24 protein-coding genes and 2 pseudogenes are annotated in these 25,269 nt (G+C 60.0%); 8 read left to right on the top strand and 18 right to left on the bottom strand.

All coding sequences use genetic code 11. From position 1 onward, the window contains the following. Positions 1-121: 121 nt before the first annotated feature. Positions 122-1,285: a trans-sulfuration enzyme family protein gene (locus ACY8FN_RS12555; protein WP_463100184.1), complete on the top strand. Its 1,164-nt coding sequence runs from the start codon at positions 122-124 to the stop codon at positions 1,283-1,285. 117 nt (positions 1,286-1,402) lie between these two features. Here ACY8FN_RS12555 and ACY8FN_RS12550 read toward each other — a convergent pair whose 3' ends face one another. The 3 genes from ACY8FN_RS12550 to ACY8FN_RS12540 form a co-directional block, all read right to left on the bottom strand. Continuing rightward, positions 1,403-3,067, bottom strand: coding sequence for an AMP-binding protein (locus ACY8FN_RS12550; protein ID WP_139694208.1), 1,665 nt, complete (start codon positions 3,065-3,067; stop codon positions 1,403-1,405). A 97-nt stretch (positions 3,068-3,164) separates the two neighbouring features. After that, positions 3,165-3,443, bottom strand: coding sequence for a YfcL family protein (locus tag ACY8FN_RS12545; protein ID WP_042022445.1), 279 nt, complete (start codon positions 3,441-3,443; stop codon positions 3,165-3,167). Between the two features lie 121 nt (positions 3,444-3,564). Further along, complete coding sequence (locus ACY8FN_RS12540; protein ID WP_463100183.1) at positions 3,565-4,680, bottom strand: ATP-NAD kinase family protein; 1,116 nt, start codon at positions 4,678-4,680, stop codon at positions 3,565-3,567. A 111-nt stretch (positions 4,681-4,791) separates the two neighbouring features. Between ACY8FN_RS12540 and ACY8FN_RS12535 the strand changes: the two genes are divergently transcribed. Continuing rightward, positions 4,792-5,529, top strand: coding sequence for a TerC family protein (locus tag ACY8FN_RS12535; protein ID WP_162515670.1), 738 nt, complete (start codon positions 4,792-4,794; stop codon positions 5,527-5,529). 95 nt (positions 5,530-5,624) lie between these two features. Here ACY8FN_RS12535 and ACY8FN_RS12530 read toward each other — a convergent pair whose 3' ends face one another. The 13 genes and pseudogenes from ACY8FN_RS12530 to pspA form a co-directional block, all read right to left on the bottom strand. Then, positions 5,625-6,113 carry an OmpA family protein gene (locus ACY8FN_RS12530; protein WP_463100182.1) on the bottom strand — a complete coding sequence of 163 codons (489 nt, stop codon included), beginning with the start codon at positions 6,111-6,113 and terminating at the stop codon, positions 5,625-5,627. Positions 6,114-6,118: 5 nt separating this feature from the next. After that, positions 6,119-7,371, bottom strand: a pseudogene (locus ACY8FN_RS12525) (diguanylate cyclase domain-containing protein). Then, the gene (locus tag ACY8FN_RS12520) at positions 7,368-7,958 is read right to left on the bottom strand and encodes a regulatory sequestration protein YfiR (protein ID WP_303842830.1); all 591 of its coding nucleotides are present in this window, start codon (positions 7,956-7,958) and stop codon (positions 7,368-7,370) included. Before ACY8FN_RS12520 ends, ACY8FN_RS12525 begins: the two are co-directional and overlap by 4 nt. Positions 7,959-8,147: 189 nt before the next feature. Then, entirely contained in the window at positions 8,148-9,695 is a 1,548-nt protein-coding gene (gene tyrR, locus ACY8FN_RS12515) for a transcriptional regulator TyrR (protein WP_101325014.1), read from the bottom strand. Positions 9,696-9,843: 148 nt separating this feature from the next. Continuing rightward, positions 9,844-9,960 (bottom strand): annotated as a pseudogene (locus ACY8FN_RS12510) (4a-hydroxytetrahydrobiopterin dehydratase); the annotation flags it as partial. Positions 9,961-9,993: 33 nt separating this feature from the next. Further along, a complete protein-coding gene (locus tag ACY8FN_RS12505; protein WP_463101167.1) occupies positions 9,994-10,083 on the bottom strand; it encodes a 4a-hydroxytetrahydrobiopterin dehydratase in 90 nt (29 codons plus the stop codon). 31 nt (positions 10,084-10,114) lie between these two features. Continuing rightward, entirely contained in the window at positions 10,115-10,453 is a 339-nt protein-coding gene (locus ACY8FN_RS12500; RefSeq protein ID WP_463100181.1) for a 4a-hydroxytetrahydrobiopterin dehydratase, read from the bottom strand. A 52-nt stretch (positions 10,454-10,505) separates the two neighbouring features. Then, positions 10,506-11,300, bottom strand: coding sequence for a phenylalanine 4-monooxygenase (phhA, locus tag ACY8FN_RS12495; RefSeq protein WP_463100180.1), 795 nt, complete (start codon positions 11,298-11,300; stop codon positions 10,506-10,508). Between the two features lie 159 nt (positions 11,301-11,459). Continuing rightward, positions 11,460-12,491 (bottom strand): YcjF family protein, encoded by a 1,032-nt coding sequence (locus tag ACY8FN_RS12490; protein WP_463100179.1) that lies wholly within the window; start codon positions 12,489-12,491, stop codon positions 11,460-11,462. Positions 12,492-12,556: 65 nt separating this feature from the next. Further along, the gene (locus ACY8FN_RS12485) at positions 12,557-13,978 is read right to left on the bottom strand and encodes a YcjX family GTP-binding protein (protein ID WP_463100178.1); all 1,422 of its coding nucleotides are present in this window, start codon (positions 13,976-13,978) and stop codon (positions 12,557-12,559) included. Between the two features lie 158 nt (positions 13,979-14,136). Next, entirely contained in the window at positions 14,137-14,541 is a 405-nt protein-coding gene (pspC, locus tag ACY8FN_RS12480) for an envelope stress response membrane protein PspC (RefSeq protein WP_463100177.1), read from the bottom strand. Beyond that, positions 14,538-14,774, bottom strand: coding sequence for an envelope stress response membrane protein PspB (gene pspB, locus ACY8FN_RS12475; RefSeq protein ID WP_042022412.1), 237 nt, complete (start codon positions 14,772-14,774; stop codon positions 14,538-14,540). The genes pspC and pspB overlap by 4 nt, the downstream gene beginning before the upstream one ends. Positions 14,775-14,777: 3 nt before the next feature. Then, on the bottom strand, positions 14,778-15,476 hold the full coding sequence (pspA, locus tag ACY8FN_RS12470; RefSeq protein WP_463100176.1) for a phage shock protein PspA: 699 nt from the start codon (positions 15,474-15,476) through the stop codon (positions 14,778-14,780). A gap of 196 nt (positions 15,477-15,672) precedes the next feature. On the opposite strand from pspA, the gene pspF reads away from it, so the two are divergent. From pspF to ACY8FN_RS12440, 6 genes are all read left to right on the top strand, one after another. Next, positions 15,673-16,725 (top strand): phage shock protein operon transcriptional activator, encoded by a 1,053-nt coding sequence (gene pspF / locus ACY8FN_RS12465; RefSeq protein WP_463100175.1) that lies wholly within the window; start codon positions 15,673-15,675, stop codon positions 16,723-16,725. Positions 16,726-16,816: 91 nt separating this feature from the next. After that, positions 16,817-18,412, top strand: a complete 1,596-nt coding sequence (gene sapA, locus ACY8FN_RS12460) for an ABC transporter substrate-binding protein SapA (protein ID WP_463101166.1) — start codon at positions 16,817-16,819, stop codon at positions 18,410-18,412. A gap of 2 nt (positions 18,413-18,414) precedes the next feature. Continuing rightward, on the top strand, positions 18,415-19,374 hold the full coding sequence (locus tag ACY8FN_RS12455) for an ABC transporter permease (protein ID WP_139718459.1): 960 nt from the start codon (positions 18,415-18,417) through the stop codon (positions 19,372-19,374). A gap of 35 nt (positions 19,375-19,409) precedes the next feature. After that, on the top strand, positions 19,410-20,303 hold the full coding sequence (locus tag ACY8FN_RS12450; RefSeq protein WP_101325024.1) for an ABC transporter permease subunit: 894 nt from the start codon (positions 19,410-19,412) through the stop codon (positions 20,301-20,303). 82 nt (positions 20,304-20,385) lie between these two features. Further along, the gene (locus tag ACY8FN_RS12445; protein ID WP_101325025.1) at positions 20,386-21,384 is read left to right on the top strand and encodes a peptide ABC transporter ATP-binding protein; all 999 of its coding nucleotides are present in this window, start codon (positions 20,386-20,388) and stop codon (positions 21,382-21,384) included. Positions 21,385-21,418: 34 nt separating this feature from the next. Continuing rightward, positions 21,419-22,204: a peptide ABC transporter ATP-binding protein gene (locus ACY8FN_RS12440; protein ID WP_101325026.1), complete on the top strand. Its 786-nt coding sequence runs from the start codon at positions 21,419-21,421 to the stop codon at positions 22,202-22,204. Between the two features lie 95 nt (positions 22,205-22,299). Here ACY8FN_RS12440 and htpG read toward each other — a convergent pair whose 3' ends face one another. Next, positions 22,300-24,213 (bottom strand): molecular chaperone HtpG, encoded by a 1,914-nt coding sequence (gene htpG, locus ACY8FN_RS12435; RefSeq protein WP_463100174.1) that lies wholly within the window; start codon positions 24,211-24,213, stop codon positions 22,300-22,302. Positions 24,214-24,425: 212 nt separating this feature from the next. Next, the gene (gene recR, locus ACY8FN_RS12430; RefSeq protein WP_068978499.1) at positions 24,426-25,028 is read right to left on the bottom strand and encodes a recombination mediator RecR; all 603 of its coding nucleotides are present in this window, start codon (positions 25,026-25,028) and stop codon (positions 24,426-24,428) included. Positions 25,029-25,269 lie beyond the last annotated feature (241 nt).

Genomic DNA, 25,269 nt, shown 5'->3' with positions numbered 1-25,269 from the left:
GCGGAATGATGGCAATCATCCGAGCGAATATGTCACCAGAAGGGACGCCAGTTGCGCCCCTTCATATCGATTTTAAACGCGGAACATCAGGGCCAGCAGCTGGCCCGAACGGAGTAATACGATGAAATTCAAGACCATGAGCGTACACAGCGGCCAACGGATCGATCCCCAGACCGGCGCCCTCACTACCCCGCTCTACCAGAGCAGCACCTTCAGCTACTTCAATGCGCAGGCGGGCAAGGAGCGTTTCGCCGGTCAAGCACCCGGCTTTATCTACAGTCGCTTTGGCAACCCCACCACCGCCGAGCTGGAGCAGAAACTGGCCGCCCTCGAAGGGGCCGACGAGGCGCTGGTAGTGGCGAGCGGCATGGCGGCGGTGAGCGCCATTATGTATGCGCTGGCCGACAGCGGCGATGAAGTGGCCTATATCGGCCCGCTCTACGGCGGCACCGATGCCTTCCTCAAGCAGACCTTCAGCCGCGCCGGTATCAAGGTCACCGCCTACGAGAGCGATCGGGATCTGCTGGCCAATATCCGCCCCGCCACCAAGGTGGTACTGTTCGAAACCCTGACCAACCCCACCCTCAAGGTGGTGGATCCGCGAGTAGTGGTGGAAGCGGCCCGCAAGGTGGGCGCCATTACGGTGTGTGACAACACCTTCCTTACCCCCTACCTGCTGCGCCCGCTGGAGCTTGGCATCGACATCGTGATGCACAGCGGCACCAAGTATCTGGGCGGCCACGGCGACATCATTGCCGGGGTGGTTGCGGGCTCCCACGCGCTGATGAAATCTATCCGCACCGTGGCCCTCAAGCATATCGGCTCTCCCATAGGCCCACAGGAGGCCTACCTGCTGCAGCGCGGGGTCAAGACCCTGCCGCTGCGGATGGATGCCCACCTGCACAATGCGCAAAAGGTAGCCGAGTTTCTGGCAGCCCAGCCGGCGGTGAAGAAGGTGATCTATCCGGGGCTTGCCAACCATCCGGGCCACGATGCCCTCGGCGCCTTCGCCAGCGGCTTTGGCGGCATGGTAAGCATCGAGCTGGAAGGCGGCTTTGCCCGCTGCGCGACCCTGCTCGACAACCTGCAGCTGTTCGTGCAGGCGGTGAGTCTGGGTGATCTCGAGAGTCTGGCTTGCCATCCGGCCAGCACCACTCACGCCGCCATGGACGAGGCGAGCCGTCTCGCCGCCGGGGTCAATGACGATCTGATCCGCTTCAGTATCGGGGTGGAAGATGCCGACGATCTGATCGCCGATCTGGCCGCCGCGCTGGCACTGATCTAGCCCAAGGGGCACTTTTCACACGCCCGCAAAACAGGGGCGAGTGACAATCCCCAAAAACAACCGCGGCTCATAACGGGCCGCGGTTGTTTGATGCTGTGATGGGCAATAAAGGAAGCCTTACTCCTCCCAGACCACCGAGTGGGAGGATGACCAGTCATCCCCCAGTCGAGCATATTTATGCTCCAGCAGGTGACGCTTGATCTTCATGGTGGGAGTCAGCACACCATTCTCGATATTCCACGGGGTCTTCACCACCAGGATTCCGCGAATTTTGGCATGGGATTCCAGCTGATCGTTGACCCGTACCCGCGCCGCCTCCAACTTGGCATTCACCTCTTCCCGATTGCCCTTCATGGCGCTCTCGGCCAGCTGCACCAGTGCGATGGGCTGGGGCATGCCATAACCAATCACGCAAAGCTGTTCGATGATGGGCTCTTGCCCCAGCAGTCCCTCAATGGGTACCGGCGCCACATATTTGCCCTTGGCTGTCTTGAACACATCCTTCATCCGGCCAGTGATGGTGAGGTAACCCTCCCGGTCCAGCTTGCCCATGTCACCGGTGTGCAGCCACCCCTCGGCATCGATGGCCTCGGCGCTGTGCTCGGGATCCTTGTAGTAACCCAGCATCATCCCTTCACAGCGACAGAGGATCTCCCCCTCGTCGGAGATCTTGATGGTCACCCCCGGGCCCGCCTTGCCGACGGTGCCGATCTTGTCGGCGCGGAACGGGTAGTTAATGGTGGAGTAAGCGTGGTTCTCGGTCATGCCCCAAGCTTCGGTCACCTTGAGGCCGATGCTCAGATACCACTGCAACAGCGCAGGGGAGACCGGTGCAGAACCGCAGCCGAGCACCCGGGCCTGATCCAGCCCCAACCCCTTCTGCAGCTTGCGTTTGATGAGGCCCGAAATGAACGGGATCTTGAGCAGCAACTCCAGTTTCTGCTGGGGCAGCTTCTCGTGGATCTTGATGCGAAACATCGCCCACAGCCGCGGCACCGAGATAAAGACGGTGGGACGGCAGCGTTTAACGTCTTCGATAAAGGTGTCGAGGGATTCGGGGAAGGCGATTTCGGCGCAACCATACAAGCTGCCGCCGTAGACATAGACCCGCTCGGTAATGTGGGCCAGCGGCAGGTAGGAGAAGCCGCGATCAGTGGCGCACAATCCCACCGTTTCCACCAGCTTCTCGCAAGACCAGGCGTAGCGCTCGACGCTCAGCATGGCCCCTTTCGGCTTGCCGGTACTGCCGGAGGTGTAGACCAGACTCAGCAGGGAGTCAGGGGCCTGTACCGGGCTGTCAGAAATTGGTTCGTGCGCTTCCAGCAGGTCATCCCACTGATGGCTGGCTGGCATGGTGTCGTAGGGGAAAGCGATGCGCAGCAGATCGGCGGGGACGCCTGCCTCCTGACTCTTCCAGTCGTCCAGCTTGCCAATGAAAATGGCCTTGGCCTCGCTGTGGCGCAGCACGTACTCGATGGTGTCGACGTTGGCGGTCGGATAGATGGGCACGCTCACATACTGCCCCATCTGCATCGCCAGATCGGCGATAAACCACTGGGCGCAGTTTTTGGAGAGCAGCGCCACCTTGTCACCGGCCACCAGACCTAAATGACGCAAGGCCGTCACCATCCGCCGCGCTTCATCGGCCACTTCACCCCAGGTGAAGTCGACGTATTCGCGGTTGATAGTTTGACGCAGATAGGTTCGATCAGGACACTGCCGCTCCCAGTGATAGAGCATCTCGAGCGGCAGTTTTTGAGCAATACGGGGGGTGGAAGCCATAGTTTAATCCCTGAAACAAAAGGCGAAACTTATTATTAACCTTTCACTAACTTCAGGGAAGAATAAACTCAAACTTCAGTTTGAAATGTGTATCTGATCAAGCTTCTGCATCTTGTTGCAAACGAATCCACATTGCTTGCACCAATTTCTCATCCTCTTCGGATAGCTCCCCTTGCAAAATCGCCTCGTTGAGGCTGCGCAATACATAGCTTTTGATATCTCGTACCAGCGTCTTGCCTTCCAGTTCGGCCCGGGCAACCGCCAACGAGATATGACCTCGCAAGTAACCACCGGCAAACAGCTCATCTTCGGTTGCGGTGGCAACCATGCTGTCGATCAGTCCCAACAACTTGTGCTCAAAATCGTGAATTGTCATGTAACGCAGCCTCATTTCCAGAGTGGCTGGCAAAAAATTGCCGGCAAATAATTCGGGGAGTGGAACCGCAATTCGGGTGACTGCGGCTCTCTGGCGCCAGGCCAGCAGCGTCCTTGGCGTCCTATTCCGGGTTGGCCACCGGGTAGATGACCTGATCCTTGTATCCCGTGGTTATTTGCAGATAACCACGCAACGCCCGGTTCAATTGCGGATCATCGGTGTCCACCAGCAACGGCCTGCCCGCGAGGGCGGTCAGCTTGGCTTTGGTTGCCAGCACCTGGATATTCTCCAGCCCGACACACCGAATCACCTCAGGACTCAATTGCTGATTTCCGCGCCCGAACAGATGTCCCTGTCCGCCGATCAGGGTCATGATCAGTCGGCAACGACGGCCACGGATCCGGGTCAGGATCTCGACGGCGCTGAGATCCTGCCCGATAAGTCGGCCATTTTCCACCAGATCCACACCGAGCAAGCTATTTTCCAGACCCAGCTCGGCCATACAGGCCGCCACCGTGCTGCCGGAGCCCATCAGATAGAGGGTATCGGGCTCCATCTGCTCCACCACACCGGCGGCCAAGTCAGCCAGCACCAGCTCTTCGGACTCCCTACCCCCCTGTTTGACCGCCTGCACATAGCGCAGATCGCCGGGCACCTTCAGCTGGCCGTAGTGGCGGGCCCGCACCTTGCCAGCGCGAAACGCCTCCTCGTCGATATCCCGCACCTCACCATCCACCAGGCTGAGCAATTCACCGGCGATCATCCGTGCCACCACCCGCCCGCTGGCGGCCGGGGTCACCCCGTAGACCCCGGAGTGGATCTTGCAGCCAGCCGGAATACCAAGCACATGGCAGGACTCCCCGACCGCCGCGCAGATATCCCGCGCAGTGCCATCGCCACCGGCAAACAACAGCAGGTCGACCCCGGCTTCGCGCATCAGCTCAGCCGCATGGCGGGTATCGTCGGCAGAGGTACTCTCCCCTTCGGGGTGATAGATAACCCGACAGGGCAAGTCGAGGGCACGCGCAACAGCCTCCCCCATCGCCCCTGCCACCGTCAGCAGTTCAAACGGGGTGGTCAACTCACACAGCGGCAATAACGCTTGCCGCGCCCGCTCCTGCGCTTTGGGCACAGCGCCACGGGCCAGCGCCTCGGCGACCATGCCATCACTGCCCTTGAGGCCCACTGCGCCGCCGATCCCGGCGACCGGATTAATGATGAACCCTAATCGAAACATGCCAGCCTCCCTTGCGATAGCGCCCATTTTTATCTTTTCCCCACGCGGGGACAAGCACTGGTTCCTCCTGCTAAAATGCCCCGTTTCACTTTCTTCAACCAAGGTTCAATCATGCTGGAATGGGTTCTTGATCCCTCTGCCTGGGTCGCACTCGCCACCCTTACCCTGCTCGAAATCGTGCTGGGCATCGACAACATCATCTTTATCTCCATCCTGGTGGGTCGCCTGCCGGAGGCACAGCGCCAAAAAGCGCGGGTCCTGGGTCTGGGGCTCGCCATGGGTACCCGGATCCTGCTGCTGCTCTCGCTGGCCTGGGTGATGCGCCTCACCGCGCCGCTCTTCACCGTACTGGGTGAAGCCATCTCCGGCCGCGACCTGATCCTGCTGCTGGGGGGCCTGTTCCTCATCGGCAAGAGCGCCCACGAGATCCACGTCACCCTGGAAGGGGCTGCCGAGCCGGAGAGTGTCAATAAAGCGGCCTCAGGCTTTATCAGCACCCTGATCCAGATCGCCATTCTGGATATCGTATTCAGCCTCGACTCGGTGATCACCGCCGTCGGCATGGCCGATCACGTCCCCGTCATGGTGCTGGCCATCATGATCGCCGTCTTCATCATGATGTTTGCCGCCAAGTCCATCGGCGATTTTGTGGATACTCACCCCACCATCAAGATGCTGGCCCTCTCATTCCTGACGCTGGTGGGCTTTGCCCTGATGGCTGAGGGGATGGATCTGCATATTCCGAAGGGCTACATCTACTTCGCCATGGCCTTCTCACTGCTGGTGGAGATGATCAACATCCGTCTGCGCAGCCATCACGACAATAACGGGCAAAATAGCGCGCAGTGATCTCGCGCCGGATGCCCCGCGACCCCAGCTGTCACGATCAAAAAGAGCGCCTATTCAGGCGCTCTTTTGTCATGGTTGATTGCATAGCACTGTGTTTATTGATCGCTGATCACGATAGCAACCCGGCGATTGGCAGCGCGGCCATCTCTGGTGTGGTTATCGGCGATCGGCATGGTCGCCCCGCGGCCATGGATCTCCAGATTGGCGGGCTTCATGCCCACAGAAATCAGCACATCCGCCACTGACTGAGCCCGCGTCAGGGAGAGCTGCTGGTTGTAGCTGCTCTCGCCGGTGTTGTCGGTGTGGCCATCCACTCTTGCCTTGTCCAGTCCCACCCCCAGCAGGGTGTTGCCCAACTTCTCGACCACCTGACGAGTCTGAGGGGTCAGCTCACCCATGTTGTTGGCAAACAGCACCCGGTTGGCCAGATCCAGCGTCCAGCCAGCATCGCTCAGATAAAAACCTTGCTCCTTCAAAACCGCCACCTGCTCCGGGGTCAATCCCTTGGGAGGGCTCTGGCACGCCGCCAGCATAGTCAGCACCAAGCCCGTCAGTATGACTTTCAGGGAGAGAGACATGTTCATTGTTATTACTCCTGTAACACCGATTGCTGCACCCCGGCAGGGGTTGCCTGAACGTCACCACGACGATCTCGTTTTGCCAGATACATGGCTTGATCTGCCTGCGCGCACAACGCGCTGGCACTGATCCCGGCTTGATAAAGCGCAAAGCCTATGCTGACTCCCGCTATCAATGTCTGACCATCTTGTAGCACCACAGGATCACTCATCGCCTGTTGAATACGCTTAATCACCTCTTCGACATCCTGTTGCGCAAAAACCGGACTCAGCAAGATGGCAAACTCATCGCCCCCAGGCGACACACCAGATCGAGCGGACGCAACTGATGTTCTACCCGCCTGGAGAGGGTCACCAATACCTCGTCACCGGCGTTATGCCCCAGATTGTCATTAATTTGCTTGAACCGGTCGCAATCGAGGTAGAGCAAGGCGAATCCCTCCCCCGCGGTTTCGGCAAGCATGATCGCCTGACCTAACCGCGCATCAAACAGCGCCCGATTGGGTAAGCCGGTCAGGTTATCGTGGGTCGCCTGATGCAGCAGGCTGGCATTTTCGCGGGCCTGCTGAGCTTGCCAGGCTTGCAACTCATCGAGCAGGGCGTTGAAGTCATCCCCCAACTCATTGAGCTCGACGATATCGGCCGGTGCCAAGGTGCGCTGACGGCGCACCGAGTGTGCCACTTGCGCCAGTTGCCGCAACGGTGAGGTGATGGTGAACTGCATCCGCCCGGCCACATGGAGTGCCAACATGGCACTCAGGGCAAGACAGACCGCCATCACCAGCACCACCGAGAGCAAGAACAGCAACAGATACTCGCCATGACCGCGCAACTCGATGGTGGCGATCTGCTCGCCCCCTCGCAACATGGGGATCTTGACCGGCCCCGGCATCAGCAGTTGGGCCAGATAGTCCTCCAGTGTCACCAACGGGTTGCTTCTCGGGCGCGCCCAGTTGGCAAACGGCTGACCATTGTTCAGAAAGATGGTGGCCTCGGCCACCTCTTCATGGGCAACAATGCCGATCAGCGCCTCGCTCGCCGCCTCCTCATCGCGGAACACGACCGCCGCTTCGGCGCTGTAGCTGATGGCGCGAGCCACCAGTTCCAGGTTGTGATCGGCGTACAAACGCACCACCAGCAAGGTAACAAGAGTCAAAAACAGTCCCGCTACGCTGACGGCGGTGATGGCCGCCACCAGATGGGTACGCCCCAGGCTTTGACGCAGGGTCAGACGGCGGGGAGCCACATTCGGCGGTCGACTCATGGGGTCTCCTTGTCGGCATGGGCCAACTTGAGCACAGCCGGGTGCACCTTCACACCACTTAACGCCAACGCATCAAGATTAACTTTAAAACGTATCCGCTCGTGGTCCTGAGCGGTCTGCAGGCAGAACACCGAACTGCTGGTGCAGTCGTGGTTGTATTCGCTGATGCTGAGCACGGGGTGACCCTGCAGGCGGGCAAACAGCGCAATCCGGGTTGGCTCATCGAGCACGCCAAGATAGAGCACATCGCAGTTACCGCTGATGGCCGGATCGGTCGCCTCGTAGCGATTGACCTGTACCCGGCGGCCATTAGCCTGATGAGTGATGGTAAAGAGGTGGCCAGCATATTCGGTCGGGGCCGCCACGCACATGCGCAGCACCGCAGGCTCAGTGGGCCAGCGGGTGTAGCTCAGCAGATCGAGCACTAACCCCCTGACCGCCATTGCCCGGCTCTCCGCTGCGGTTTCCGACTGCACTGTTTCCGGCCGCACTGTTTCCGCCAACCCGCCACGGGGCAGCAGCAGCCCGAGTGCGACCAGCACGGGCACCAGACGGGCAATGATTCGGGGGAAAGAGCGCAACAACATGATCAGAAACTGGCCGCCTTAACAACACCGCTGCAGCTGCACTGCGGTTCGGATATATAGACGCTGATAGTAAGTGGGCCAGTGATAGTCTGACAAGGCTTCCTCTGTGGTCATTGCTCACCGCCGTATAAATAAACCAAAGAGCCCGTCTGGCGACGGGCTCTTTGGTGGCGGGCATCAAGGCACAGATCACTTCTTGCTGATACCGTATTCTCGCAGTTTATTGGCGATGGCGGTGTGCGACACACCCAGGCGCTTGGCCAGCTGACGGGTTGACGGAAAGGAGGGGTAGAGTCTTGCCAGCAACTGGCTCTCGAAGCGCTTGACCGCATCATCCAGGTCCCCCTCGAACCACTCGTCAATCAGCGGCACCGAGTCGGCGGTGACCGGCAGGTCAATCTGCTCCGGCCCCAGCTCATCCCCTTCCAGCAGCGTCATGGCGCGATAGAGACAGTTGCGCAGCTGGCGCACGTTGCCCGGCCAGCGGTAGGCGCTCAGGTAGTCGGCCATGTTGCGGGTAAAGCGCGGACGAGGCCGCTGCAATTCACTGGCAAAGCGGGAGACAAACTGCTGGGCCAGCACCATGATGTCCGCCTTGCGCTCGCGCAGGGGAGGCAGCGCCAGACTCAGCACGTTGAGGCGGTAGTAGAGATCCTCGCGGAAGGTCCCCTCGTGCACCAGATCCAGCAACTGCTTCTGGGTGGTACAAATGAAACGCACGTTGACCTTCACCTCCTGCTCGTCACCGACCCGGCGGAATACACCATCCTGCAACACCCGCAAAAACTTGGTCTGCAGATGAGGGGACATGTCGCCGATCTCGTCCAGCATCAGGGTGCCGCCACTGGCCAGCTCCAGCACGCCGCGCTTGCCCTCGGTGTTGTTGCCAAAGGCGCCGGGGGCATAGCCAAACAACTCACTCTCGGCCACGTTATCCGGCATAGCTGCGCAGTTAAGGGCCATAAAGGGGTGACTGGAACGCAGACTGGCAGCATGGCAGGCGCGGGCCAGCAGCTCCTTGCCGGTGCCGGTCTCGCCGACGATCAGCAGCGGCGCGTCCTGCATCGCCAGTTTGCGAGCCTGACCTAGCACCTCTTTCATCTTGGGACTCTCGGCCTGCAGGTGCTCGAAGCCCTCCACTTCCACCGCATGGAGCGCGCTGAAGTGCATGCCAACCCGGCGAGCCGACTTGAGTACCACCACGGCACCCGCCAGTGCCTGTTTGCCGCGCGCTTCCGCCACGAACAGCGGCATCAGATCTGCCAGATACTCTTCGCCATTGAAGCTGAGCTTGCAGGTCTGCGGCTTGATCTCGCTCGCTTCCAGCCAGCGGGCGAAAGAGAAGCCCTTGACCAGCGAACCGAGCGCCACGCCGCGCACCTCCTCCACCGGCAAGCCGAGGGTGGTAAGGGCCGACTGGTTGGCCTGAGTCACCTTGCCTTTGCTGTCGAGGGAGAAGACCAGATCCGGCAGCGCCTTGAGCAGCGCCTCGATTTCATGGTGCTCTCGCTCGGAGGGCATGTAGGGGATGGTCTTGACGTCGTAGACACCGGGAATGCGGCGGATCTCCGGCATCAGGTGCTGAAAATCGCTGAACTCCAGCTCGGGAAAGTTGAGATAGATGATGCCTGAGGTATCGATTTCGATGCCGCGCAGATCGATATTGTGCTCCACCAGACGGTCGAGCAGTTCCCGGGTCAGGCCCAGGCGGTCTTCACAGCTGACTTCAAGACGCATTCGGGACACACTTCCTAGCTAACTCTATGAATGAGCGGATAATACAGTCTCGATCCCCCCAGTGCGAGTGCCAGCCCATAAAAATGCGGGCCTACGCTGCTTTCGCAGGCAGGCCCGAGCCAGTATGTGTCACGGTTTGCGCACACCGTCAGTTGATTAATTGATCGGTACGGGCCGCCATAATGAAGTCGTTACGATGTAACCCGCCGATCTTGTGGGTCCACCAGCTGACGGTCACCTTTCCCCACTCGGTCAGAGATGCAGGAAGGGGGATACTCAGCCTCAACCTGCTCTCAACTTATCTGGACAATTGGTCGGTACGGGCAGCCATGATGAAGTCGTTGCGGTGCAAGCCGCCGATCTTGTGGGTCCACCAGCTGACGGTCACTATATCGCCCACTCGGTGCGTGGTGGCGTCTTCACTTCAGCAGCTCATCCGTACGCGCCGCCATGATGAAGTCGTTGCGATGCAAGCCGCCGATCTTGTGTGTCCACCAGCTGACGGTCACCTTACCCCACTCGGTCAAAATGGCGGGATGGTGAAACTCCGCCTCCGCCAGTTCGCCGAGACGGTTGGTAAAGGCCAGCGCCTCCTTGAAGTTGCGAAAAGTAAATTCCCGCCGCAGTTGCAGCGCCCCCTCCACCACCAGCGGCTGCCAGTCGGGGATACGCTGCATCAGCTCGCGCAGCTCCTCATCGCTCACCTTGGGGGCATCGGCGCGGCACGCTTCACACTGCTGACTGGCCAGTTCGGACATGGGTTACTCCTGCTTGGATTAATGCATATGAAATAGGGTTGTTTGCTTTTGGTTAGCTCGCCTGCTTGCCGCTGGCAACCTCAAAGCGCGGCGGATAGAGACCAAGCCGACTGGCCTCGGCCAGAGCAGCCATGATCTCCTCTCCGGTCAGCTGGTAGAGATGATCGAGACTCGGCAGCACAAAATAGGTGGGCTGCATGATGTCGATACGATACGGGGTGCGCAGCACGGTCAGCAGATCGAAGGGTTGCAGCAGCGGCTTGCCGGAAAGGGCATAGGCGGTCTCACCGATGGAGGAGAGTATGCCGCCGCCGTAGATGCGCAGCCCATCCGGCGTTGCCAACAAGCCAAACTCCACGGTGAACCAGTAGAGCCGCGCCAGAAAGACCCGTTGCTCCTTGCTCGCCTGCAGCCCCAACTGACCGTAGAGGTGGGTAAAGTGGGCAAAGGCCGGATTGGTCAACATGGCGCAGTGGCCGAAGATCTCGTGAAAGATATCGGGCTCTTGCAGGTAGTCGAGCTCGTCCCGCCGCCGGATAAAGGTCGCCACCGGAAACTGGCGATTGGCCAGCAGGGCGAAGAAGCGATCGAACGAAATCAGCGCCGGCACCGCCGCCACCGACCAGCCGGTGGCAGGCAGCAAGACGGCGTTGATCTCGGCCTGCTGGGGGATGCGATCACGGGGCAGCCCCAGCCTGTCAAGACCGGCCAGATACTCATCACACCCCTTGCCCTCAAGCGCCGCCAACTGGCGCTCGATCAGGATCTGCCAGGTGCCGTGCTCTTCGCTGCTGTAGTGGATCACCCCGTCAACATCCGGCTGGTGAGCGGTGTAAAAGGTTGCCATAGCGGTTCCATCCTCTGGCGCCACATCAAGGCGCCTTGCCGTTTCATCACGGCTTCACTGTAACGAAATGGCAACAAAAAAAGCAGCCGACCCATGAGTCGGCTGCCTGAAACAGTTGTAAACAAATTGTGACAACCAGCTATTGATGTGGAACAACCATCAAGGCTTGTTGAGATACCCCGCCAGCTGGCCGATCAGCCGCTTGCGCAGCTCCCCGAGTTTGGGTTTCTCGTCCGCACACCAGGGTAGCGGGCGGCATGCCTCTATGGTACGCAGACCCAGGCGGGCGGTGAGCAGGCCAGCTCCCACCCCCTGTGCGGCGCGGGCAGAGAGCTTGGCGGCAAACTCGGCCCCCAGCAGATCCATCCCCACCTCGGTCACCAGCTCGGTGGCACCGGCGTAGAGCATGTTGCGAAACACCTGACGGATGAGGCGTATGCGGCTCCAGTAGCCAAGCTCGATGGCGTAGACATCGGCGATGTCCTCGATCATCCGCAGGTTGCGCCACAGCATCAGCATCATGTCGACGGTGGCGAGCGGGCTGAGCGCCACCAGAACAGCGGCCTCCCCCGACCATTTGGCCACCCGCGCCTGGGCCAGCTTGTCGCGCTCGCTCAGTACCAGCTGACTATAGAGGGTGAGCACTTCCCGATCGCTGTGGCTCTCGTCGAGCTGGGCCAACCAGGTTTGATACCCCTCGCGCCCCTTGTCGCCACTTTTGACCGCCAACCCTTCGCAAAAGGTCTGCCCCTGCCCAACTCCCTGATGGGCCAGCAGATCTTCTGCCCGCGAGCGCACATCCTGGCGCCGCTTGAGGGTGCGCAGGCGCAGCCACTCGCGCCCCACTACGCTGGCGGTACCCGCCGCCACCAGCGCCGAGGCCGCCAGCCAGGCACTACCCCAGAGCGGAGTGGTGAGAAATTGCTCGTAAAGAAAGGCGCCGTACTGGCCCAAGGAGAGCAGACCGACTGCCCCCAGCCCCCACGCCAACAGCCGATGGCGGCGGTGCGGTTTGATGACGAGGGCGCTCTCCACCTCGGTGAAATCGTCCAGCTCGTCGAGGCGCTCGAAACTCGCCTCCTCCAACCGCTGGGCGGGTGCGGGTGGTCGCTCGTCACTGGCCACCGTCAAGGCAGGCTCAAGGATCACCTTGCCCTGCAGCGGCGGCCGCTCTTTTATCTGATCGTTCATCGCCTTGTTCTCCTGAAAACAGTCTCCTGCGGGCGGCGCCGGAAACAACCCCGGGCCGCACGCCACTATTCGAGGTGATCCCCGAGCAGAAACTCCAGCGCCGCATCGAGCCGGATATGGGGCAGCGCCTGATGGGCGCTCATCGCTAAGGGGCGAAACGCCTGAAAATCAAAGCCCTGATTGTTCCCCCCCTGTTTATTCCACCATTGCGCAGGGGGAATATGGGGCGGCACTTCCCCCGGGAACAGCAGCAACGGCTCACCCGCGAGGCTGGTGCCACGGATGGCGGGGAACTCACGGCCATTGGCCACCCCCTTGCCCACTTCGGTCGCCTTGATGGCAGCGAGCGCCAGACACTCGGTGGTGATCCCCTCAAAACGAGCCTGCCCGCGGCCGCTGCGCACCAGATGCTGGAGCAGGGAAACCATGGGCGCGTGCTGTTCGGGGGTGACGTGATCGGCCTTGCTCGCCACAAACAGCAGCTTGTCGATACGGGGCGAGAAGAGTCGCCGCCACCAGTTGCTCTTGCCGTAGGCAAAGCTCTCCATGATGCGGGCGATGGCCTGCTGCATGTCGCCAAAGCTGGCCGCCCCGGCGTTGAGGGGCTGCAGACAGTCCACCAGCACTATCTGGCGATCAAAACCAGCAAAGTGCTGCTCATAAAAACCCTGCACCAGATGCTGTTTGTACTGCTCGAAACGCTGTTTGAGGGTGGCGTAGAGGGTGCCATCGGCAGGCTCGCCAGCGGGCATCTCCCACACCCAGGGGACAAATTGCAGCATGGGGGCACCGGCATACTCCCCCGGCAAGACGAAGCGGCCGGGCTGGATCAGATGCAATCCCAACTCTTGTTTGCAGGCGTGCAGGTAGGCGGTGTAGCGCTCGGCAAGCTCAGCCACCGGCCGCTCTGCAAAAGGTTGCGTCGCTTGCCATTCGGGTGTCAGCCAGCTGGCGGCGAGCGCTTGCAGCTCGGGGCGACGCAGCTGATCGCGCACCTGTTCGCTCCACTGCTCGTAACTCATCTCAAGCAGCGGCAAGTCAAGCAGCCACTCCCCGGGATAGTCCACCAGATCCACGTAGAGGGTGGAGATCTCCCCCAGATGCTTGCGCAGAGGATGGCGGGTGCGATAGCGAATTTCGAGACGCACCTCGGCCACGCCGCGGGTGGGTTCGGGCCAGGCCGGTGGATCGCCAAACAGGGAGTCGAGGCCGCGCTCGTAGGCAAAGGTGGGAATGTGAGCATTGAGCTGCGGCACCCGGCGCGCACCGAGAATGCGCCCCTGACGCAGGGCATCCCACAACGGCAAACGGCCATCGATGGCCGCGTGTTCCAGCTGGTTGACCAGCGCTGTGATAAAAGCGGTTTTGCCGCTGCGAGAGAGGCCGGTCACCGCCAGCCGGATATGGCGATCCCGCACCCGGTTCACCACGTCGTTCGCCTTGTGTTGCAGGCGAGTCAACTTCTGTTCCAGTTTATTGAGTATCAAGGCTTGACCCGTTCTCCCTTGGTGTTGCATCTGGCGTGATCTGCCGTGCGATAAGGCAAACTGGCTATCCGCAGCCGGATGGTCAATCTGCCTGAGTGGCGTCGATGATGGAGTATCACAGGAGGCTCCATCATCGACATTGGGTGCTTCAGCAGGCACTACAGCTTGCTAAATTCCCGCTGCAGGGTGAACTCCCTGGAGGTCACCAACTTCTCGATCCGCTGAACTCTGGGCTCCAGCGCGTCAAGTTCCTGCGCAATACGGCCCAGCGCCTGATGAGGGGTGACCCCCGCCTGCCAGCTGCGAGCCTTCATCCGCACCTCGGCAAAATCAGCCTCCTCGCGCTGATAAAGCGTGACCGGCTTCTTGTCGAGCAGCAGCCAGGCCGCAATATAAGCGGTGAAGGTGATGAAACCGGCGAAGATCAGGCCACTGATGGCCAGGAGCCGCACGATCCAGGTCTCCACCCCGAAGTACTCTGCCAAACCGGCACAAACCCCGGCTATCTTGCCGCGCTGGGGATCCCGATACAGGTTACGCCCATCACGATTGATGCTGCTCATACCTTGTTCCTCCAACCGGGCACTTCCGCATCCAGAATCGACTCCAGCGCGCCGACTCGCTCCTGCATTTTCTCGGCACGGCCGAGCAACCCTTGCAGTTGTTCGCGTTCGCTATCGGCGAGACCGGCGCCGATGCGCCCCTTGGCTCGGTAGTGCAGCACCAGCCAGATGGGGGCCACCACCACCATGAAGACCACCATGGGAACCATCAATACACCCAGCAGATCTTCCATCTGTTACTCCCCCTGTTTGCCTTCACTTTTGCCTTCACTTTTGTGTTCACTCTGACCCAGCTTCTGGCGCATCGCTTCCAGCTCGCGGCTGATCTGATCGTCCACTTCCAGCTCGGCGAACTGCTGCGCCAACGCCTTGTCGGATTGTCCCAGATCGGCGCGCGCTTCCATTTCGTCGATGCGACGCTCCATCCGCTCGAACTTGCTCACCACCGCCTGACTCTCGCCACGGGCCACCTGGCTCTGCACGTTGAGACGGCTGCTGGCCGCTTCGGTGCGGATCGCCATCGCCTTTTGACGGGCGCGGGCATCTTCCAGCTTGGCTTCGAGCTGGCGGATCTCCTCACCCAGCTTCTCGATGCCACTGTCGACCGCTTGCTGCTCGCGATAGAGGGTCTCTGACAACTCGGTCTGTTTCTTCTTCTCGATCAGGGCGGCGCGGGCCAGATCTTCACGACCCTTGGTCAGGGCCAGTTCGGCCTTGGCCTGCCACTCGTCGACCCGCTCCTGATGACGGGTGACCTGACGGCCAATCTCTTTCTGGCTGGCGAGGAAGCGGGCCAGATTGGAGCGCTCCTTGACCAGCTCATCTTCCATCTCCTGGATGATCAGGCGCACCATCTTCTGGGGATCTTCGGCCTTGTCGAGCAGGGATGTCAGGTTGGAATTGATGATGTCGGCCAGACGGGAAAAAATACTCATGGTTGCACTCCTGTTGTTGGCATGGCGTTGTTTCTCCATTGACAATGGCAACTTGTGTGCCAATCTGGAATGAAATTTAACTTGTTGATTTATATGGGGCTGAAAGAGCGAATTACAAGATGCCTGGTGCAAGTGATGATAAGATTCACCAACTTTTGGTAAGATTGACCAGCTTTAACAACCGACAGGGATCACTATGACCACGGCCACGGAAAGCCTGCTGGGGGAATCCAACGCATTTCTCGAGATCATTGAGCAGACCTCACGGCTCGCCCCGCTGCGCAAACCTGTGCTGATCATCGGTGAGCGGGGGACGGGCAAGGAGCTGATCGCCCACCGCCTACATTATCTCTCGGCGCGCTGGGATCAAAGCTTTGTCACCATCAACTGCGCCACCTTGAGCGAGAGCCTGCTGGAGACCGAGCTGTTTGGTCACGAGGCGGGCTCCTTTACCGGCGCAGCCAAGCGCCATCAGGGCCGCTTCGAGCGGGCCGATGGTGGCACCCTGTTCCTTGATGAGCTGGCCACCACCAGCGCCCGGGTGCAGGAGAAGCTGCTGCGGGTCATCGAGTATGGCGAGTTCGAACGGGTGGGCGGGGCCAAGCCCCTCAAGGTGGATGTGCGGCTGGTCTGCGCCACCAACGAAGATCTGCCAGCGCTGGCCGACAAGGGGCAATTTCGCCACGATCTGCTCGACCGGCTCGCGTTTGATGTGATCACCCTCCCCCCCTTGCGGGAGCGGCGGGAAGATATCCTGATGCTGGCGGAGCACTTCGCCCACAGCATGACCCGGGAGCTGGGTTATCCGCTGTTTGCCGGTTTCTCCCGCAAGGCGACCCAGCTGCTGCAGGATTACCACTGGCCGGGCAACGTGCGGGAGCTGAAAAACGTGGTGGAGCGCAGTATCTACCGTCAGGGCAACCCGCAACTGCCGCTCTCGACCCTGGTGATCAACCCGTTTGATTCCCCCTGGCGCCCCGGTGTCAAGAGTAACCCGCAGCTGCCAGAGGGGCCCGCTGAGGCGCCACTCGCCACGGCGATGAGCTTGCCGCTCGAGCTGAAACAGGCGGTGGCGGAGTTCGAGATTAATTTACTCAAGCAAGCGATGCAGCAATCCCAGTATAATCAGCGCAAAGCCGCTCAACTGCTGGCCCTAAGCTATCACCAGTTCCGTGGCATGCTACGCAAGTATCAGCTGCTCAATGATGATAACGAGGCAGAACAAGAGCAAAAGGAGTCCGATTTATGACGACTCCCGCAACACGCCAGCCTTCGCGCTGGCACATTTGTATCAAAACGTGCGTACCCACATCGTATAAGAACATGGTTCAACAATGAGAATGCTCACCCCCTTGCTACTCGGCCTGCTGGTGCTGGTCACCGGCTGCCAGAAGCAACCCGAGGCCTCCAAAACCGGACTCATCTATTGTGCTGAGGGATCTCCCCTCACCTTCAATCCCCATGTTTCCAACTCCGGGGTGACGCTGGATGCCACTGCCCGTCCGCTCTACGACCGCCTGCTGGAGGTGAACCCCAACACCCTGGCGCTGGAACCGGCACTGGCCACCGATTGGCGTATCAGCGAGGATGGGCTCACCTACACCCTGACCCTGCGCAAGGGGGTGACCTTTCACCATACCCCCTGGTTCAAGCCCACTCGCACCTTCAATGCCGATGATGTGGTCTTTACCTATGCCCGCCAGCTTGACGAGCAGCACCCCTATCACAATGTCTCCGGTGGCGATTACCCCTACTTCTACAGTCTGGGGCAGGATCTGCTGATCAAGCGGGTGAGCAAGAAGGGATCGCAGACGGTGGTGTTCGAGCTGAACCAACCGAACGCCTCCTTCCTCGCCACCCTGGCCAGCGACTATGCGGTGATCCTCTCCGCCGAATACGCCGAACAGATGCTCAAGGCCGGCACGCCAGCCCTGCTGGACACCCGCCCCATCGGCACCGGCCCGTTCAGTTTCAAGGAGTATCGCCACAACGAGCTCATTCGCTATCTGCGCCATCCGGGTTACTGGGGCGGCGATGCCAAGATTGAACAGCTGGTCTACGACATAGCCCCAAAATCCTCCAAGCGGTTGGCCAAGCTGTTGACCGGTGAGTGTGACGTGATGAGCACCCCGTCTGCCAGCCAGCTCTCGGTGATCAAGCAGCACCCGGCCCTCAGCCTCTCGGTTCAGTCGGGGATGAACGTCGCCTTTTTAGCCCTCAATACCCGCAAGCCGCCGTTCAACAACATCAAGGTGCGTCAGGCCATTGCCAGCGCCATCAATATCGACAACCTGTTGCAGGCGGTCTATTTCGATACCGGTCTACCTGCCAACAGCCTGCTGCCGCCCCTCTCATGGGGTTACAACCCCAGCCTGCCCGAGCGCAAGCCTGATCTGAAACGGGCGCGCCAGCTGCTCAAGGAGGCGGGACTGGAGAATGGGTTCGAGATGCAGGTGCTGGTGCAACCGGACGCCCGCCCCTACAACCCGGATGCGGTCAAGACCGCCCAGCTGATCCGCAGTGATCTGGCCAAGGTCGGCATCAAGCTCAAAATTGTGCAACGGGAGTGGCAGGTGATCGAAGGTCGCCTTACTCAGGGGCAGTACGACAGCCTGCTCTCCGGCTGGATTGCCGACAACGCCGATCCTGATAACTTCTTCCGCCAGCTGCTGAGCTGCTCTGCGGTAGAGCGCGGCAACAACTACAGCCGCTGGTGCAGCCCGGCCTTCGATCAGCTGCTGGATGATGCGGTCACCACGCCCCAGCTCGCCTTCCGGCTGCGCAACTACTATTACGCCCAGACCCTGCTCAACGAACAGCTGCCCCTTATTCCGCTGGCCCACGCCTTGCGCACTCAGGTCAGCCGCAGCGACATCGAGGGGCTGATGCTGATGCCCTTCGGTGGTACCTCCTTCAACCAGGCTCACAGGGAGTAAGCATGCTTTTATACACCTTGCGCCGTCTCAACCTGCTGCTCATCACCCTGCTGGCGCTGACCTTCGTCGCCTATCTGCTGGACTATCGGCTGATCGGCAATCAGCTCAGCTTCTGGAGCGGTTATCCCGACTTCCTGCGCCGTATTTTCGCCGGTGATCTGGGGCTCTCCAGCGTCTCCGGCATGCCAGTGCTGGACGAGATCCGCCACTACTTCCCGGCGACCCTGATCCTCTGTCTGGCCGCCTTTGCCATCTCGCTGCTGGTGGGCATTCCGCTCGGCACCCTGGCCGCGCTCTCGCAAGGCAAGACGCTGGATATCTCCATCATGACGGCCGGCCTCATCGGCTATGCGGTGCCGGTGTTCTGGCTGGCGCTACTGGCGGTGATGCTCTTCTCCCTCGATCTCGGCTGGTTGCCGTCCTCGGGGCAACTCAGCCTGCTCTACGATGTCCCGTCGATCACCGGTATCGCGGTGATCGATGTACTACTGAGCAACGAGCCCTGGCGGCAAGCGGCGCTGCATGATGCCCTGCGCCACCTCATTCTCCCGTCACTGGTGTTGGCGGTGGTGCCCACCACCGAGGTGATCCGCCATGTGCGCAGTTCACTCATCGATGTGATGAAGCAAAACTACATCAAGGCAGCGGCGAGCCGTGGCCTCTCCAAGTGGCAGATCGTCTGGCGCCATGGTCTCAAGAACGCCCTGCCACCGGTGCTGCCGCTGCTGGGTCTGCAACTGGGCAGCGTGCTCACCTCCGCCATGATCACCGAGGTGGTGTTCGAGTGGCACGGGATCGGCCGCTGGCTCATCAGCAGCATCGCCCTGCAGGATTACGCCGCCATTCGCGGTGCAACCCTGGTGGTCGCCAGTTTTGTGATCCTGATCAGCGTCAGTACCGAGTTGCTGACCACCCTTATCTATCCGGCACGGCGCAAAGATTTATATGCCAAACAAGATTGAACGCGCTCATGGCGTGACCAAGAGCCAGGTATCCTATGCAAGATAAATCGAACATCTATCCCGAGCTCAAGATCCTCTCACCCCTTGAGCAGACGTGGGCTTCCTACAGCCGCAACCCGCTCGCCATGGCAGGGCTCTGGTGCTTTTTACTGCTGCTGCTTATCACCCTGGTAGGGCCGCTGGTGGTCCCTTACGGTATCGATGAGCAACATACAGGGCACTTGTTGCTTGCCCCCTCCTGGGCGGCAACCGGCAATATCGACTACTTTCTCGGCACCGATGATCTCGGGCGCGACATGCTCTCCCGGCTGGTGGTCGGGGCTCGCCTCACCTTTGGCTATGCGCTGGTGGTGGTGGTGATTGCCATGGTGGTGGGCTCTGCTATCGGCATCCTCGGCGGCATGAGCAAGGGGCTCAAATCGAGCGTGCTACACCACCTGCTCGATACCCTGCTCTCCATCCCCTCCCTGCTGATGGCCATCATCATGGTCGCTATCCTGGGACCGGGCCTTGGCAATACTCTGATTGCCATTACCCTGGCGTTGATCCCGCCCTTTATTCGCGCCACCTATAATGCGGTGCACACCGAAATGCAGAAGGAGTACATCACCGCCAGCCGCCTCGATGGCTCGCCTCCCTTCAGGATCATGCGCCTGGCTATTTTGCCCAATATCGTCGAGACCCTGGTGGCCCAGACCACCCGCACCCTGTCGGCGGCCATCCTCGATATCTCGGCGGTAGGCTTTCTTGGCCTCGGCGCTCAGTCACCCCAGCCGGAATGGGGCGCCATGCTGGCCGATTCGAGTGATCTGATCTACCTCGCCCCCTGGACCGTGACTCTGCCGGGCATCGCCATCCTGTTTAGTGTGTTGGTCACCAACGTGGTGGGTGAAGGGATCCGTGAAGCACTCAAAGAGGGCAATGATTGATGAGGCCCTTGTTCGAAACCCACTCTATCGGCATCGTGCTGATGCAACCCCCTGTGCCACACCGCAATGAGGAGCGCCACTGATGCCCTTGCTCGATATTCGTAATCTCACCATCGAGATAGATACCCCGCAAGGCAAGGTCAAGGCGGTAGACAAGGTGAGCCTGACCCTGACCGAGGGGGAGATCCGTGGCCTGGTGGGTGAGTCAGGCTCAGGCAAGAGTCTGATCGCCAAGGTGATCGTCGGCATCGAGAAGGACAACTGGACGGTACGCGCCGATCGGATGCGCTTCAACGACATGGATCTGCTGACCATGGCGCCCAAGGAACGGCGCCGTATCATGGGCCGCGAAATCGCCATGATCTTTCAAGACCCCATCAGTTGCCTCGACCCTTCCGAAGAGATTGGCACCCAGCTGGAAGAGGCGATCCCGACCGATTCGTACGAAGGGAAGTTCTGGCAGCGCTTCCAGTGGCGCAAGAAAAAAGCCATCGCCCTGCTGCACCGGGTCGGGGTCAAGGATCATCGCAAAGTGATGAGCGCTTATCCCCACGAGCTCTCTGACGGTATGTGCCAAAAGGTGATGATCGCCATGGCCATTGCCAACAAACCGCGCTTGCTGGTGGCCGACGAGCCCACCAGCGCCATGGAATCGACCACTCACTCCCAGATCCTGCGACTGCTGGACAAGATGAACAAGCTGGGTAACACCACCATCCTGATCATCAGTAACGACATCGCCGCCATCGCCAACCTGACCGATACCATCAACATCATGTATTGCGGCCAAATGGTCGAGGTGGGCACCCGGGAGCAGATCCTGGAAAGCCCGCGCCACCCCTATACCGACGCCCTGCTCAAATCGATCCCGGACTTTGACAAGCTGGTGCGTCACAAGTCACGACTCGACACCCTGCCCGGGATTATTCCCCCGCTGCAACACCTGCCCATCGGCTGCCGACTGGGGCCACGTTGTCCCTATGCCCAGAAGCAGTGCGTGCAGACCCCGCTGATGCAAAAGCTCAAAGGTCATCAGTTCAGCTGCCACTTCCCGCTGAATATGGAGGAGCCGAAAAAATGATGATCGTTAACGCCCCCATGAAGGAGCCCCGCTTGTGATCGAGCCATCCCTGTTGCAGGTCAGAGGCCTTAGCAAAACCTACCAGAACCGCACCGGTCTGTTCCGTCGTCAGGCAGTGGAGGCGATCAAGCCCCTGTCATTCGATCTCGAAGTGGGCCAGACCCTCGCCATCGTCGGCGAAGCGGGCTCCGGCAAGAGCACCCTCGCCCGGATTTTGGCCGGAATGATCGAGCCCACCAGCGGTGATATCGCCATCGACGGCCAGCTGATGGTGCATGGCGACTACCAGACCCGCTGCAAACTGCTGCGGATGATTTTTCAGGACCCCAATACCTCGCTCAACCGCAAGATCCGGGTTGGCCAGATCCTGGAGACCCCGCTGCGTCTCAATACCGGGATGAGTAATGAGGAGCGCAATGAGAAAGTGATCCAGACCCTGCGCATGGTCGGCATGCTGCCGGATCACGCCCTGTTCTATCCCCAGATGCTCTCTGCGGGCCAACAGCAACGGGTGGCACTGGCTCGCGCGCTGATCCTCAATCCGAAAATTGTGGTGGCTGACGAAGCGCTCTCTACCCTCGATATCTCGGTGCGCTCCCAGATCATCAATCTGCTGCTGGAGATGCAGGAGACCATGGGGCTGAGCTATGTGCTGGTGGCCAACGATCTGGGCATCGTCAGCCATATCAGTGACGAAGTACTGGTGATGCACGAGGGGCGGATCGTCGAGCGCGGCAAAACCTTGCGGGTGTTTGCCGATCCCCAGCACGACATCACCCGCCGGCTGATCCAGAACTACAACAACGAATACCGCAGATAAGCGTGACGGCTGCGCCCAAGCGAGCGCGGGACCACCGCAGATCAAAAAAGGCCACTGCAGATGCAGTGGCCTTTTGCTGTTAGCACCACGGGTTATCAGGCTTGCAGCAGCAACCGGTTAATGCGGGAGACAAAGCTCGCCGGATCATTAAGACCACCCTGATCGGCCAGTTGAGCCTGTTCGTGCAGCAGGGTGACCCACTCGCCAAACAGCGCCTCATCCTGGATGGTGTCGAGCTTCTTCACCAGCGCATGGTCGGGGTTGAGCTCCAGAATGTACTTCTGCTCCGGTACCGGCTGGCCAGCCGCACGCATCAGCTTGATCATCTGGGTGCTCATGCCATAGGCATCAGTGACGATGCAAGAGGGTGAGTCGGTCAGACGGTGCGTCACACGCACCTCTTTCACCGCTTCGCCCAAACTCTGCTTGGCGCGCTCCACCAGACCGGCATTGGCTTTTTCAGCCTCTTCTTGCGCCTGCTTGGATGCCTCATCTTCCAGCTCACCCAGATCCAGTTCGCCACGGGTGACGGAGACCAGCTGCTTGCCGTCGAACTCGGTCAGGTGGCTCATCAGCCACTCATCGACCCGCTCGGACATCAGCAGCACTTCGACACCCTTCTTGCGGAAGATCTCGAGGTGCGGGCTGTTTTTGGCGGCAGCGAAGCTGTCGGCGGTGATGAAATAAATCTTCTGCTGGCCTTCCTTCATCCGGCCAACATAATCCTCAAGGGAGACAGTCTGGGCTTCGCCCTCGCCCGCCGTGCTGGCAAAACGCAACAGCTTGGCAATCTCTTCGCGGTTGGCGTGATCTTCCGCCGGCCCCTCTTTGAGCACGTTACCGAACTCGTTCCAGAAGGTCGCGTACTTCTCGCTGTCATCCTTGGCCAGTTTGGCCAGCATGGTCAGCACCCGCTTGGAGCATGCCTTGCGCAGGGAGACAGTCACCTTGTTGTCTTGCAAAATTTCGCGGCTGACGTTAAGCGGCAGATCGTTGGAGTCCAGCACCCCTTTGACGAAGCGCAGGTAGGTCGGCATAAACTGCTCGGCATCGTCCATGATAAAGACGCGCTGCACGTAGAGCTTCAGACCATGCTTCTGTTCGCGGTTGTAGAGATCAAACGGCGCCCGGGCCGGGATATAGAGCAGGCTGGTATACTCTTGCGCCCCTTCTACCCGGTTGTGGCCCCACAGCATGGGATCTTCAAAATCGTGGGCGACGTGCTTGTAGAACTCCTGATACTCCTCATCCTTGATCTCTTTCGGGCTGCGGGTCCACAGTGCGGTGGCACGGTTGACCTGCTCCCACTCGCCAGGGGTGCCGACTATGGTCTCACCCTCTTCTTCGCGATCCGGGGTGCCCTCTTTGTACATCTCGACCGGCACACTGATGTGGTCGGAATACTTGGCAACCACGCTGCGCAGACGCCAGTCATCGAGGAACTCGCCCTCTTCTTCACGCAGATGCAGGATCACGTCAGTACCGCGACCCTCTTTGGTCACATCAGCCACGGTGAAGGAGCCTTCACCTTGTGATTCCCACTGCACGCCCTGACCTTGTTCGGTACCCGCAGCGCGGGACACCACGGTCACCTTGTCAGCAACGATAAACGCGGAGTAGAAACCGACCCCGAACTGACCGATCAGCTGGGAGTCGCGGCCCTGATCACCGGACAAGTTTTTGAAAAAGTCGGCGGTGCCGGACTTGGCAATGGTACCCAGATGCTCAATCACCTGATCCCGGCTCATACCAATGCCGTTATCAGAGATGGTCAGGGTCCGTTGTTCTTTATCAACCACCAGGCGAACGCGCAACTGGCCGTCGTTTTCAAACAAAGAGGCATCGGAAAGCGCCTTGAAACGCAGCTTGTCTGCCGCATCGGAGGCGTTGGAGATCAGCTCGCGCAGGAACACTTCTTTGTTGGAGTAGAGGCTGTGGGCCATCAGGCTCAGCAGTTGTTTGACTTCAGTCTGAAAACCGTGGGTTTCGGCATGAACGCTTTGGGTCATCGACACTATCCTCAGGCAATTCGGGTTGAACATATTCCTGATACAAGATGGGGCCGTGACTCCCCATTTCAAGGGGGAAAAAAATCTTGGCAGTGCAGATGGCGTTTTTTGCGCCAAAAAACACCATCTGCCACCTACTTCAGTCAAAAAAAACCCGCCTTGGCGGGTTAAGTGGTGATGACGAATACCGTTCAGAGGGAGCCGAGGCGGACTCAATTCAGCGGCTGTCGCCCCATCAGCGAATGAGAAAGCGTGGTGCCATCTACCAGCTCCAGCTCGCCACCCACCGGCACGCCGTGAGCAATGCGGCTCACCTTGATACCGGCTGCGCGGGCCATATCGGCGATATACCAGGCTGTTGCATCCCCTTCGATGGTGGGGTTAGTGGCCAAAATCAGCTCACCGATCGACTCTGTTTGCAAACGTCGCTCCAGGATCTCCAGCCCCAACTCTTCCGGGCCAATGCCATCAAGGGGTGACAGGTGCCCCATCAGCACGAAGTAACGACCCGAGAACTGACCGGTATGCTCGATGGCCGCCACATCTGCCGGGCTCTCAACGACGCAGAGCAGGCCACTCTCTTCACGCTTGGGATTGGCGCAGATCTCGCAAAGATCATTCTCGGTAAAGGTGCGGCAGTGGCTGCAGTGACCAATCTCGATCAGTGCCCGGCTAAGCAACTGAGCCAGCCGCAAGCCGCCACTGCGCTCGCGCTCCAGCAGGGTAAACGCCATCCGTTGGGCAGACTTGGGCCCCACCCCAGGCAATACCTGCAGGGCTTTCATCATCTCATCGAGCAGGGGACTGAACTTCATAACACTCCTTACACCGGGCCTATCTGTCGCCCCCCTCAGGGCCGCGACAGGTCAGCTGAACTGGATCACGCTATTGGCGCAGGACTATACCCGAGCAGGCGCGTCGCTGCCATCAGCTTTCCGGCCCGCCAACACCCATCCATCAACCGGGGTGGCTGGCTTTCAAAAAAGGGCGCCCCTTATACTTGGCCACAGATGGCCATTTGCATCATTGCCGCGCCAACCGTCAGGAGAGGAGCTA

The sequence above is a fragment of the Aeromonas sp. 160P genome (assembly GCF_055193095.1).
Note: the sequence above shows the minus strand (reverse complement) of the source record. Positions and strands in the feature narration are given on the sequence as shown.